This is a genomic window from Olivibacter sp. LS-1, from assembly GCF_008245145.1.
GTDB classification, from domain to species: Bacteria; Bacteroidota; Bacteroidia; order Sphingobacteriales; family Sphingobacteriaceae; genus Olivibacter; species Olivibacter oleidegradans.
This window is the reverse complement of sequence record NZ_CP041643.1, coordinates 150,805-163,399: the sequence shown is the minus strand read 5'-3', so window position 1 is coordinate 163,399 and position 12,595 is coordinate 150,805. Positions and strand designations below refer to the sequence as shown.

At 40.5% G+C, this 12,595-nt stretch carries 14 protein-coding genes; 9 read left to right on the top strand and 5 right to left on the bottom strand.

The genetic code is table 11. The annotated features are described in order from the left end of the window. Positions 1 to 15: 15 nt before the first annotated feature. The 4 genes from FKG96_RS00595 to FKG96_RS00580 are packed head-to-tail and all read left to right on the top strand — an operon-like array spanning position 16 to position 4,489. Positions 16 to 1,131 carry an ATP-binding protein gene (locus FKG96_RS00595; RefSeq protein WP_130855117.1) on the top strand — a complete coding sequence of 372 codons (1,116 nt, stop codon included), beginning with the start codon at positions 16 to 18 and terminating at the stop codon, positions 1,129 to 1,131. A gap of 37 nt (positions 1,132 to 1,168) precedes the next feature. After that, complete coding sequence (locus FKG96_RS00590; RefSeq protein ID WP_130855118.1) at positions 1,169 to 2,548, top strand: regulatory iron-sulfur-containing complex subunit RicT; 1,380 nt, start codon at positions 1,169 to 1,171, stop codon at positions 2,546 to 2,548. Then, positions 2,532 to 3,020, top strand: coding sequence for a gliding motility lipoprotein GldH (locus FKG96_RS00585; protein WP_130855119.1), 489 nt, complete (start codon positions 2,532 to 2,534; stop codon positions 3,018 to 3,020). Before FKG96_RS00590 ends, FKG96_RS00585 begins: the two co-directional genes overlap by 17 nt. A gap of 47 nt (positions 3,021 to 3,067) precedes the next feature. Next, the gene (locus FKG96_RS00580; RefSeq protein ID WP_041387925.1) at positions 3,068 to 4,489 is read left to right on the top strand and encodes a L,D-transpeptidase family protein; all 1,422 of its coding nucleotides are present in this window, start codon (positions 3,068 to 3,070) and stop codon (positions 4,487 to 4,489) included. Here the strand turns inward: FKG96_RS00580 and FKG96_RS00575 are convergent. Continuing rightward, positions 4,481 to 5,320 carry a murein L,D-transpeptidase catalytic domain family protein gene (locus FKG96_RS00575; RefSeq protein ID WP_049794946.1) on the bottom strand — a complete coding sequence of 280 codons (840 nt, stop codon included), beginning with the start codon at positions 5,318 to 5,320 and terminating at the stop codon, positions 4,481 to 4,483. The genes FKG96_RS00580 and FKG96_RS00575 overlap by 9 nt on opposite strands. A 277-nt stretch (positions 5,321 to 5,597) precedes the next feature. Between FKG96_RS00575 and FKG96_RS00570 the strand changes: the two genes are divergently transcribed. From FKG96_RS00570 to FKG96_RS00550, 5 genes are all read left to right on the top strand, one after another. Then, the gene (locus tag FKG96_RS00570; protein ID WP_130855120.1) at positions 5,598 to 6,380 is read left to right on the top strand and encodes an enoyl-CoA hydratase/isomerase family protein; all 783 of its coding nucleotides are present in this window, start codon (positions 5,598 to 5,600) and stop codon (positions 6,378 to 6,380) included. 142 nt (positions 6,381 to 6,522) lie between these two features. Beyond that, a complete protein-coding gene (locus FKG96_RS00565; protein WP_013664062.1) occupies positions 6,523 to 7,566 on the top strand; it encodes an AI-2E family transporter in 1,044 nt (347 codons plus the stop codon). A 105-nt stretch (positions 7,567 to 7,671) separates the two neighbouring features. Beyond that, entirely contained in the window at positions 7,672 to 7,941 is a 270-nt protein-coding gene (locus tag FKG96_RS00560) for a YtxH domain-containing protein (RefSeq protein ID WP_013664061.1), read from the top strand. 6 nt (positions 7,942 to 7,947) lie between these two features. Beyond that, positions 7,948 to 8,376, top strand: coding sequence for a phage holin family protein (locus tag FKG96_RS00555; protein ID WP_013664060.1), 429 nt, complete (start codon positions 7,948 to 7,950; stop codon positions 8,374 to 8,376). Further along, a complete protein-coding gene (locus FKG96_RS00550) occupies positions 8,357 to 8,845 on the top strand; it encodes a hypothetical protein (RefSeq protein WP_013664059.1) in 489 nt (162 codons plus the stop codon). Before FKG96_RS00555 ends, FKG96_RS00550 begins: the two co-directional genes overlap by 20 nt. Before the next feature lie 116 nt (positions 8,846 to 8,961). Here the strand turns inward: FKG96_RS00550 and groL are convergent, their stop codons facing one another. From groL to FKG96_RS00530, 4 genes are all read right to left on the bottom strand, one after another. Next, positions 8,962 to 10,599, bottom strand: a complete 1,638-nt coding sequence (gene groL / locus FKG96_RS00545) for a chaperonin GroEL (protein ID WP_013664058.1) — start codon at positions 10,597 to 10,599, stop codon at positions 8,962 to 8,964. 103 nt (positions 10,600 to 10,702) lie between these two features. Further along, positions 10,703 to 10,978, bottom strand: coding sequence for a co-chaperone GroES (gene groES, locus FKG96_RS00540; RefSeq protein WP_013664057.1), 276 nt, complete (start codon positions 10,976 to 10,978; stop codon positions 10,703 to 10,705). Positions 10,979 to 11,209: 231 nt separating this feature from the next. Next, positions 11,210 to 11,575, bottom strand: a complete 366-nt coding sequence (secG, locus tag FKG96_RS00535) for a preprotein translocase subunit SecG (protein WP_013664056.1) — start codon at positions 11,573 to 11,575, stop codon at positions 11,210 to 11,212. Positions 11,576 to 11,587: 12 nt separating this feature from the next. Further along, positions 11,588 to 12,589: a hypothetical protein gene (locus FKG96_RS00530; RefSeq protein ID WP_130855121.1), complete on the bottom strand. Its 1,002-nt coding sequence runs from the start codon at positions 12,587 to 12,589 to the stop codon at positions 11,588 to 11,590. Positions 12,590 to 12,595: the final 6 nt, after the last annotated feature.

Below are 12,595 nucleotides of genomic sequence, written 5' to 3'. Positions count from 1 at the left end.
CCCATAAAGGAAAATATGCAGTTTAAAGATATAATAGGACAGGAAAAAGTAAAAGCGCACTTGATCAATACGGTAAAGGAAAATAGAGTAAGCCACGCGCAACTTTTTCTTGGTCCCGAAGGAAGCGGAAGTTTACCACTTGCTGTCGCCTACGCGCAATACATTAATTGTGAAAACAAGCAAGAGAACGATAGCTGCGGTAGTTGCAGTTCGTGTAGAAAATATGCGAAGATTATTCATCCCGATCTGCACTTTTCCTACCCCTTTTTTGCGTCGCATAAAGAGGACACGGCCAGTACTTTCATTGATCAATGGCGAAACAGTTTCCTGAGAAATCCCTACCTCAATCTGGAAACCTGGCGAAGTAGCCTGGATGCAGGAAATAAACAGGCGAATATCAACATTGCTGAATGCCATCACATTATCCAAAAATTAAGTCTCAAAGCTTTTGAAGCTCCCTATAAGGTGCTTATTATGTGGTTGCCCGAATTTTTGGATAAAGAAGGGAATACCTTACTTAAGTTGATTGAGGAGCCGCCTGAAAAAACGCTATTCTTGCTGGTAACGCAAAATCAGGATCAATTACTGAACACCATTATATCCCGAACTCAATTAGTAAAAGTAAATGCACTTGATAAAGTTAGTCTGGCGGAGTTTTTGGTTCGTGAAAAGGGTGTGTCACATGAGAAGGCTTTGCAGCTGGCTTATATTAGCGAGGGTAATGTGCAGCAAGCGCTGTCCCTTTTGTCCGATGATCCGGGTGGGGGATATTTTCAGCTTTTTGTACAATGGTTGCGCTTCTGTTTTGGCGCACGTGTACTCGATCTTTTGCAACTGGTTGAAGAAGATTTGTCCAAGCTTGGACGTGAAAATCAAAAAAGTTTCTTACTTTACGCTATTCAAATGATGCGTGATGTAGTGTTATTTAAAGAGGGTGCAAAAACGCTCGTACACCTACCGGAGGCGGAAATGTCTTTTGTTGAAAAGTTTAGCCCGCTTTATGAAACGGCTAAATTGGAAGCTTGTGTCAGCATATTTGAAAAAACAAGTTATTACGTAGAACGCAATGCAAACCCTAAAATCTTATTTTTAGATGTATCTTTGCAATTAGTTTTATTATTTAAACACTAAACGCTCCCGTGATAAACGGGACTCAATATATAGAAATATGGGATGTGATAATTGTTCATCCGGAGGAGGTTGTGCCCCTGCAGGTTGCCAGAGCAACGGTTCATGCATGACGAATGGATGCAATAAATTGGATGTGTACGATTGGCTAAGCCATATGGATATGCCAACAAATTATATACCGTTTAACATTGTAGAAGTAAGATTTAAAGGATCTCGAAAAGACTTTTATATCAATCAGGATAATCTTTATCTGGAAATGGGCGAACCTGTTGCAGTAGAAACGGCAACAGGCGGTTACGATATTGGCTTTGTCTCACTCACCGGTGAACTGGTTCGCTTGCAACTTAAAAAGAACAAGGTTGACCCTAATAGCGTTGAACGCAAGATATTTCGTAAGGCAACCAGTAATGATATGGATAAATATCAGGCGGCTAAAGACTTAGAATGGGAAACTATGCATCGTGCGCGAAAATTGGCTCTTGATTTAGGGTTGTCCATGAAGTTAAGTGATGTAGACTATCAAGGAGATAAGACAAAAGCTACTTTTTACTATACAGCTGAGGGCCGGGTCGACTTTAGAGAACTCATTAAAAAGATGGCGGAAGCTTTTCGTATTCGTATTGAGATGCGCCAAATTGGTATGCGGCAAGAAGCAAGTCGTTTGGGAGGCATCGGGTCTTGCGGAAGAGAACTTTGCTGTTCCACTTGGTTGACCGATTTTAAAACGGTCTCCACCGCTGCTGCACGATATCAGAATTTATCGCTGAATACGCTGAAATTAGCCGGCCAGTGCGGAAAGCTCAAATGTTGTCTCAACTATGAATTGGATACCTATATGGACGCCTTAAAAGATATTCCTAACGATATTGACCGCTTGGAAACAAAAAGAGGTACCGCACGTTTGCAGAAAACGGATATCTTTAGGAGACTAATGTGGTTTTCCTTTCCGGAAGATGAAAACTGGATTCCCCTCGAAATAGACCAGGTGCGTATCATAGCTGAAGGAAATAAAGAGGGCATCAAACCAGATGATCTGGTGGAGATTAAGGAAGAGGTAGCCATTGTTAAACCGGTAACTTACGACTATGAAAATGTAGTAGGACAGGATAGCTTAACTCGTTTAGATGACAAAAGCAAAAAGAAGAAACGTCCGTCCAAGAAAAGAAATAAAAACAAACAACCAGCCTCCGATAGACAGACAGATGCCGGACAGACACTAAATTCCGGACAGAAACTGCAACAGAAAACAGCCACTTCTCCAAAAAAAGAAGGCAAGGTTTCAGCGGATCATGCGGGAGGGGATAAGGGAGCGGTTAAGGACGCGGCAAACGCGCAAAAAACAAAAAACAGTCGCAGACGATACAGAGGTAAACGAACAAATAAGGAGGGAGGGGCATCAAATGGTGAAAAACCCTAAAATTCGTAACCTTATTTGCTTGGTGGCTATGATGAGCTGTATGCTTTCGTGTAATCATGGCGCATTGGTCGACGAGTTTAGACCCGTACCCAACCAGGCATGGAATTATGCCTTTACACCAGAGTTTAAAGTTGAAGTAAAAAATAATACGATACCCTATCGATTGAAAGTGAATGTACGCTTGACGTCGGAGTACCGATACGCAAATCTATTTGTTTTGGTACATCAAAGAAGTGCAAAACATAAACCGAGCAGCAAACGGATCGAGCTGCAGGTGGCCGATAAAGACGGCCGTTGGCTGGGCAAAGGTATCGGAAGCTTGTATAGTTATCAGATTGCTTACAATACCAACTATCATTTTCCCGATACAGGGACTTACTATTTTAAAATTGAGCAAAACATGCGAGATAGTCCTTTAAAAGGAGTTAGCGACGTGGGAATTTGTGTGCTTCCCGAAAGTGTTGCAAAATAATCGGCATGATTTATGTCTTAATAAAGACAAAAAGCCAGAATTTGTCTATGCACAAAACTTTACCTCAACAGCTTTTCTATATCTTATTTTTTGTATTACTGGCAGCTTGCAGACAATCGGGCTCGCCTATCGGAGATCTGTTATTTAAGCAAACCAAAAATAAAGTTTATAAAGAAGTAAACACCGATTCGTTACATACTTACTTTAAAAACTATTTGGAGACAAACACAAATCTATTTAAGAATCCAAAGTATTTAACCCGCTTTTATACAAACGCAAATTTTGAGCCGGTACTAATTACCAAGTTTTACGCGGATTCTTCACTTTTTCGTTTGATAGATTTTCTAAAGCGTGTCGAAGAACATGGCCTTTCAACCCGATCGTATAAAGCAGATACCCTATACGATGCACTTGTTCAGCTGTCGGGTCGAAAGGATATGAAGGTCGATGAGGCCTATGCATGTATTGTTCGTGCGGAGCTGCTCGCGGCGGAGGCGCTTACTCGATATGCTTTTGCATTGGAATATGGGATGACGAATCCAAGGAAAGTATTACCTCGTTATTATATTCCTGTAAGCAGACCCGATAGCGTGTCCTTTGACCGGGTTCTGAGCGTTGAAAATTTAAAGCATTACCTAGATAGTATACAGCCTAAAAGTGGTGCTTACAGAGCGATGCAAAAAGCTTTGATTAATGAGAACCATGGAGCAAAAAAGATAGCGTTGATCGCAAATATGGAACGTTTGCGATGGAAGTACAAAATGGACAGCACCCATTTGATATATGTGAATATTCCAGCTTATCAATTATATATTATCCGTGACCGAAGCACAAAGGGTCAAATGAAGGTGGTTGTAGGAAAGGCAGACGGGCACGAAACCCCGATGCTGGCAAGTAAAATTCATAGTGTACAAGTGAATCCGATTTGGAATATACCAACAAGTATTGCAAAGAAGGAGATATTAGTACAGGCGAAGGCCGACAAATATTATCTGGCCAATCATGGAATGGATGTGTATAGAAGGGGCGTAAAAATCGCAAATCCGGATACGATCGACTGGAGCGTATATAATGAAGAAAACCTGCCTTATAGCTTTAAGCAACAACCTGGGAACACTAATTCACTCGGACTTATTAAGTTTCTGTTTAAAAATGGAAGCAGCGTCTATCTGCACGATACACCGGCAAAGGCAGTGTTCAGTAGATCAATGCGTGCTGCCAGTCATGGATGCGTAAGGGTAGAAAAGCCGCTGGATCTGGCACGTGCTTTATTTGGCGAAGGCGAAAAATACGACCTCATCAAGGAAGAGATGTCTAGTGAGGAACCTGTAGCCAAAACAATTGGACTTAAGCCACAAGTTCCCGTGGTATTAGACTATGTTACTTGTAAAATGGATAGTTCTTCCACTTTAAAGTTTTATCCGGACGTATATAAACTAGACTCCCTATTGTACCGATCGCTAAAGTAGGTTGCCTGCTTCGGCTAACGACATTGAATCGGGTATTTCTGATTTGGATTCATCCATGTTGGCCGCCATTAAGCTTTGTGTTGCCGTCTGCTCATTTAGATAGGCGGACTGGTATTTTGCTGATTTACCGTATATATAAAGAACCGATTTGTTTTTGATCAGATCAATGATTTTATCTTTTAAAGGTTCGGATACGGCTGGACAGCCTTGGCTTACTCCCATTCGGTCTTGGCCTTTCAATATATTGGCTCCTACATACCAAGCGCCATGGAGCACAATGCCCCGCGCTCGCGCGTTTGTATTAAATCCACGATCTAAGCCGTCCAATTTTAACGACCGACCATGCTTTCCTTGATACGTTTCTCCCGTTAAATAAAATCCTAAACTACTCTGATTCGAATTTGGTCGATCGGAAAACAACCTAGCCTCTTGAATACCGCTCCCGCGGCCATGCGCGACAAAGGTATTTAACAATAGACTATCCCGCTCCAAGTCAATAATCCACAAACGAGGCTTACTACTGTGTATGCTGAGATCTGCGATGGTCAAAATGGGTGAATCGGTCTTTCCTTGTTCTCTTAAATTCAAATAGCCAATATATGCTTGCCTGAATACGACGCTATCTAATGTAGGTGCAAGCTTTTGCACATGCTCGTAAACAGATTCAAACGTGTTAGATAAGAGCGAACCGCGATTGGTCTTCTTTTTTTTGTTAAAAACCTTATGGTTTATAGGTCTGGGTGAATGGATGGATCGCCAACTGGTATTAATAACGATTGCTAAAAATAAAAAAATAATACTGGGCACTAAAATGCTCTTTCTCAACTTCATATACTCTCCACTTTTCTCTTTTCCATTTAGAGTCAAAAGACGTTTTTTTGAAAACGACAATTGCCCCGAATTTATTGTGTGACAAAAATACAATAAATATCTTAAAACTCATTCATTGTAAGAAATATTTTAACTATTCTGACAATTTAATAACAGGATACTAAGAAAAATGTCAAAACAGAAGTTTTATATATAAAACGAAGCGAGAAGGCTTTATATTTATCAGAATTTAAAAACATTCGCTCGTTTGATTGTTAGGAACTAAACTGAAATTCATATGACATATCAATATTTGTTAACGACGATTGAGGGAGAGATTTTGAAAATAACCATCAATCGTGAACAGAAGCTTAATGCATTGAATAGAGATACGCTGCGAGAATTAAACCAGGCAATTACAACAGGTTTGCAGGATAAAAACGTAACCGGTATAGTTATTACCGGGGCCGGAGAAAAAGCTTTTGTGGCAGGGGCCGATATCAGCGAATTTGCCGGCTTTGACGAATCGCAGGGTCGAGATCTGGCAACTAAGGGGCAATTGGAGGTTTTTAACTTAATTCATCATGCAGAAAAGCCCATTGTAGCGGCTATCAATGGGTTCGCATTGGGTGGTGGGCTTGAGATTGCAATGGCCTGCCATATACGCATTGCTAGTCATACCGCACGTTTGGGCTTGCCTGAGGTTTCTCTTGGGCTAATCCCGGGATATGGGGGAACGCAGCGTTTAACCCAGTTAGTAGGCAGGGGAAATGCGATGGAGCTGATACTAACCGGAAATATGATTAATGCTGAAAAGGCTTTGCAGATTGGTTTAGTTAACCATGTGGTACCGGCTGACGAAGTAATTAGCAAGTCGGAAGAGATCATTAATGACATAGCAAAGCGATCACCACGTGCCGTAGCCGCAGCCATTCGAGCAATTAATGCCTCCCTAGTAGCTGGCGAGCAAGGGTTTAATGTTGAAATTAATGAATTTGCTAAATGCTTCGCAACCGCTGACTTTCAGGAGGGCGTAGCTGCATTTCTTGAAAGACGACAACCCCAATTTCCTAAAGAATAATGAGATATCAAGTATTTGCATAACTGCTTTTACTTTTTATAACCATAAATGAGCTCACCTGATTACCCAGGTCAGTTTTTACCATCCCTACGGGAGGCAAGTTTTTTAATTTTTAATTTTTAATTTTGAATTTAAAAAAAGCATGTCTTTAGCTTTGTTCGATCAGAAACAGCGGAATAATATCACTTTAGTGATTATCGTTGTGCTAGGTGCATTTATTCTATATTCTTTACGAGGCATTTTCGGTGCCTTGCTGGCAACTATGATTATGTACACCATCTTCAGATCGCTAAATCTGTACTTAACAGAGCAACTGAAATGGCGGAAATCAATTTCAGCGGTATTGATCATCATTGCTTCTTTTTTTATTATTGTATTCCCTTTTTATGGCCTCATTAACATGATTGCCAAACGAGTAATAGAGCTCACCAAACATCCTGATAAAATCCAACGGGTAATCGATGAGATTAACCGCTTTTTAGGAGATAAGTTACAACAGCCGGATTTGATAACGAATAACCTGCAACGAGGGGTGGCTTATGCGGGAAATCTGATGACTTCTATTTTAAGTGGTGCCGCCAATATTTTGCTCGACATCTCGGTCATGTATTTTCTACTATATTTTCTGTTTGTAGGCTGTAGGGAGTTTGAGAAAGGTGTATTGCGTTATTCCCCATTCTCGGATGAGAACGCAATACGCTTCGGTGTGGAATTAAGAAATATTACCTATTCGAATGTGCTAGGTCAAGGTCTGATTGCCGTAATACAGGGAGGTGCCGTCGCCTTTGGATATTGGATGTTTGATTTCGCTGATCCTCTATTTTGGGGAGTGATTTGCGTTATCCTGTCTTTTATTCCAGTGGTAGGTGCTCCCATGGTTTTTATTCCTGCTTGTATCATAAAATTTATAGACGGCGATACATTCAATGCAATCGCCATGCTGCTATGGGGCATCCTTTTAGTGTCGAATATCGATAATGTACTTCGCTTGGTAATTGCAAAGCGTGTGGGCGATATCCATCCCATTATTACCATTGTAGGGGTTATTATAGGAATTCCCATGTTCGGCATTATGGGGCTTGTTTTCGGGCCATTGCTGCTTTCTTATTTCTTGATCACTGTGAAAATTTATGAAACAAACAAGTTGGCTGAAATGCGCTTAAGGAAAAAAAATAATGACAATTAGTATTGTTGGCAAACTGTTTGCTTGTTATTTTGTATATATATAAGGTCGCTTCAGGTAGCCTTTAAAAACTATTAGTTGATAATTAACATTAATTTTTTAAAAGTCATGAATGATAATGGTAAAATAGTAGCTGCTTTGCTAGCAGGCTTGGCTGCGGGTGCAGCGTTAGGAATCTTATTCGCACCTGAAAAAGGCTCTGATACTAGAGATAAACTAAGCGACTCCTTAAAAGATTTGGGCGACGCAATTAAAGAGCGCACAGCAGAACAGGTGGAGCAGTTTAATGATTTGAAAGAACGTTTAGTGTCTACAATCAAGTCAAAAGTGAATAAAGGCGAGGCGAGCGTGGAAGAAGCATTGGAAGAACATGCGTGAATATAAATGAAATCCATTATAGATGTTGATAGCATCTATAATGGAAAAATATTATCTATGGAAGAAAAAGATACATTTTCAATTAAAGGTGTTGTCCAGAAGCTAAAAGAATATGTAGAAAACTATACTGACTTAGCTTATCTAAAATTTGTTGGACGCATTTCCAAAATACTTCCCGGAATTGCTGTTAGTGGTATAAGCCTCTTATTTGCTTTTTTTGTGGTATTCTATCTAAGTATGGCGCTCGCTTTTTTTATTGGGGAGCTTTTAGATAGCTACGCATTGGGCTTTGCCGTCACCGGATTGGTGTTCATCTTACTCATATTGCTTGTAGCAGCATTTAGACAAACGATCAAAAAGATGATCGCCAATGTTTTTATAAAAATTTTTATTAGTCTACGTAAAGACGATGACGATGAAGAACAAAATAACTAATATAGAAGAGCTACAAGCTGAAATTGCACGATTGAAGACAGTAAAGATGGAACAGGAAGCCTATTTGGAGCATCAGTTTGGGATCCTGAAGAATAAAATCAATAAGCCCGTTCATTTTTTTCAAAACATGTTTGCCTTTCTTCCCAATACGGCGAGCTTGTTTAGCAACATTGGTACAAAAGGGGGAGCTTTTCAAGGCGATTGGCTGACAAAGAGCTTGCGGGTAGGGTTACCTTTCCTTGTTAATCGCGTCTTTTTTAGAAAAGCAGGTTATGTCAAACGTATTTTAATGGGGTTGCTCTCAAGCCAAGCTGCTGGGTTCTTTAATAAAGAACGCCTCGCTCAAGGGGTCGATGCCATTACGTCGTGGATAAGAAAGTCTACAAAGAAAAGCCATACTGCAAAATCCGGAAAAAATAGGCGAAGTGATTATAACTTCGGTATCCCGCCCGATAGTGAAACGTATTAGCTAACTGCCGAAGCAGTAACTTGGAAAGTGCTGATGCTAACAACTTAATAACATATTTCCCATAAAAAAAGCCATGATATTTATACCATGGCTTTTTTTTATGGGAATGATTTATATTACATCATGCCGCCCATGCCACCACCCATTGGAGGAGCACCGGCACCAGCTTTCTCATCTTCTGGCTCATCTGCTAATACACATTCGGTCGTTAAGAGCATCGAAGCGATTGAAGCTGCGTTTTCCAAGGCAACACGTGAAACCTTCGTAGGATCAATTACACCTGCGCTAATTAGATTTTCATATCTGTCAAAGCGAGCGTTGTAACCGAAATCACCGCTACCTTCTTTTACTTTCTGTACAACAATAGAACCTTCTACGCCAGCATTGTTACAGATTGTACGCAACGGCTCTTCGATAGCACGTTTAATAATGTTGATACCTGTGGTCTCATCTTCACTTTCTCCCTTAAGATTTTCAAGAGACTCAATAGCGCGGATAAAGGCTACACCGCCACCTGCAACAATACCTTCTTCAACAGCTGCGCGTGTTGCGTGAAGAGCATCATCTACACGGTCTTTCTTCTCTTTCATTTCTACTTCTGTAGCAGCACCAACATAAAGTACAGCCACACCGCCTGCTAATTTCGCTAAACGCTCTTGCAGTTTTTCACGGTCATAGTCAGATGTAGTCGTCTCGATTTGCGCTTTGATTTGGTTAACGCGACCTTTAATGGTTTCTACCTCACCTGAACCGTTGATAATAGTAGTGTTGTCTTTGTCAACAACAACTTTTTCAGCTTGTCCTAAGTAAGAAAGGTCTGCATTTTCTAGTTTGTAACCTCTTTCTTCCGAGATTACGGTACCACCTGTTAAGATCGCGATGTCCTCAAGCATAGCCTTACGACGGTCGCCAAAGCCAGGAGCTTTAACGGCAGCAACTTTCAATGAACCACGAATTTTATTAACTACCAATGTAGCTAATGCTTCGCCATCCAAATCTTCAGCGATAATCAATAGCGGCTTGCCTGTCTGTACTTGCTTTTCCAGAATCGGAAGCAACTCTTTCATATTGCTGATTTTTTTGTCATAAATCAATATGTAAGGATTCTCAAGCTCGGCCTCCATCTTTTCCGTGTTGGTAGCAAAATAAGGCGACAAATAACCGCGGTCAAATTGCATACCCTCTACGGTTTTTACTTCTGTCTCAGTACCTTTCGCTTCTTCTACAGTAATAACACCGTCTTTTCCAACTTTTTCCATCGCTTCTGCAATCAATTCACCAATGACTTCGTCATTGTTTGCAGAGATAGTAGCAACTTGTTTAATTTTACTATTGTCTTCTCCTACTGTTTGCGATTGTGCTTTTAAATTTTCAACAATAGTAGCAACAGCCTTGTCGATACCGCGTTTCAAATCCATTGGATTAGCACCGGCTGCAACGTTCTTAATACCTGCAGTCACAATGGCTTGTGCTAAAACTGTAGCCGTTGTTGTTCCGTCCCCTGCTTGGTCAGCGGTTTTAGAAGCTACTTCTTTCACCATCTGTGCACCCATGTTCTCTAGCGCATCTTTTAAATCGATTTCTTTCGCTACAGTAACACCATCTTTAGTAATGGCAGGCGAACCAAATTTTTTCTCAATAATTACATTGCGTCCTTTTGGACCTAATGTTACTTTGACAGCATTTGCTAAGATGTCAACACCTTTTTTTAAGGCATCACGCGCTTCTACGTTATATTTTACCTGTTTTGACATAGTTTTTAAAGTTTAAAATTGCGTACATCGATCTTCTCTAGTTAATTATACGCGCTTTTAATGGTTAATGTTCGTTTTAATCTATTCTAAAAAGCTATACTGACTAGATTATAGCATAGATGTCGGATTCGCGCATAATTAAATACTCTTTTCCTTCGTAGGTTATTTCTGTTCCGGCATACTTACCGTACAGCACTTGGTCGCCCACTTTAACAGTAATAGGCTCATCTTTTTTTCCCTCGCCAACAGCAACAACGGTTCCGCGTTGCGGTTTTTCCTTGGCGGTGTCAGGAATGTAGATACCTGATGCAGTTTTCTCTTCAGCAGCAGCAGCTTCTACTACTACTCTGTCTCCAATCGGTTTGATACTTAATGCCATAATTGTACTAGATATTATTGTTTTTAATATTAGATTAACGTTTCCGGGAAATTTTAAGTCATGAACTGTGCCAAAATCAAAAAGACGATTTTTGTTGTCATTTTTTCATTTCGAAGGCTCGTGATAATAGAAATTTATTTTCAACTTGTCAGCTTGGCTGAATATTTGGCAGAAAAAAGGGCAGTGCAGAATGTGCAATGCCCTTTTGTTTTTTTACGGGTTTTAATATAATTACTTGGTAGTGTCGACAGACGCTGGTTTCTGCCCTTGCGGAGTAGCCGGAGTCGTCGCCGGTTTCTGTAAAGGAGCAGTCGGTGTAGCCGTCGGTGTAATTTGTTTTTGCAGTTCTAATCCGGGATTAGAGCCAGTACCCGCGCCCGGGTTCGTAATATTCAACAATAGCGAAAATACCATAATCGCAATTACCAAAACCCATGTCCCTTTTTCCAAAATATCTCCTGTGCGTTGCACGCCCATGAGGTTGTTGGACCCGGCAAAACCTGAGGCTAAGCCACCTCCTTTCGGATTCTGGATTAAAACAATAAATACCAAAAGCACACAGGCTAAAATGGTTAATACGATAAGTAATGTATACATTTCTTTATGTGGTTAATTAATTCTACTTTCTAACGCTTTAATACGGTCGGCAAAATAAGCACTTTTTTTGGGATATTTCAAACTTAATTTCATGTAAGTATCGATTGCCTTATGATAAAGCCCCTGCTCTTCATAGATTTGAGCCAAGGTCTCCGAAACAAAGTTAGATTGATCTTCGGCACTTTGCCTAGCCTTATTCTCGAGTGTGATCTGACTGGCTTGGGGAGGTCGAATCTGCGGTTCTTCTTTAATAAAGCGTTCGATAATCTCATCGGTTTTTTTCGGAACCTTAAAAGTGATGGTTCTGCTTTCCTTAATACTTAGCTTTTCTTCAGGCTCCTGCAAATGAAAGATGTTTTCTCGGATCTGCTGATCTAACACCAAATCACTAATATCGTTTTGTAATTTTTTTAACGAAGGCTTTCGGTTTGTGGCATAAGGTTGATAAGTGTCCGCATAAGCTAAACGAGTTTTGTGAAGCCACCATACAAACGTGTACGGCATTAAATCGTCGTCATATTTCGAAACATCTTCTCTAGAGGCTTCTGTTTCTTCAGGAGAAGGGGGGGCTACACCTGTTGGTACTCTTTGGTCTTCTTCTGTATATATAACCTCAGGCTCGTCCGCAGATTCAGTGGTTTCATCAATTACATCTTCTTCTACAATGGCTGCTTCGGAAATAAACGCACTTTCCACGGCATGTTCCTTAAGGCGGTCTTGCCCCAAAACCTGATCGAGTTTTGCGACAGCATCGTCCTGACTTAACGTAAGGTCATTTAAAGGAGAATTGTAAATAAAGTTATAGAGCTGTTCCGGATCGCTTGCAAATAGCGCTGCCTTCTTAAAGATAGCTTGTTGATCACCCTTGTCCTGTGAACAGCGTTTAGCTTCTAAAAACCATAAGATATGACTGTAAGGATAGGCTTGCAGAAGTAATGCCAAATCTTCTTGCTTCATCTGGGTAGAATCTGCCAGTAATCCATTAAATTTATGTCTTAATGATTGTTGCTCCACTGTCGA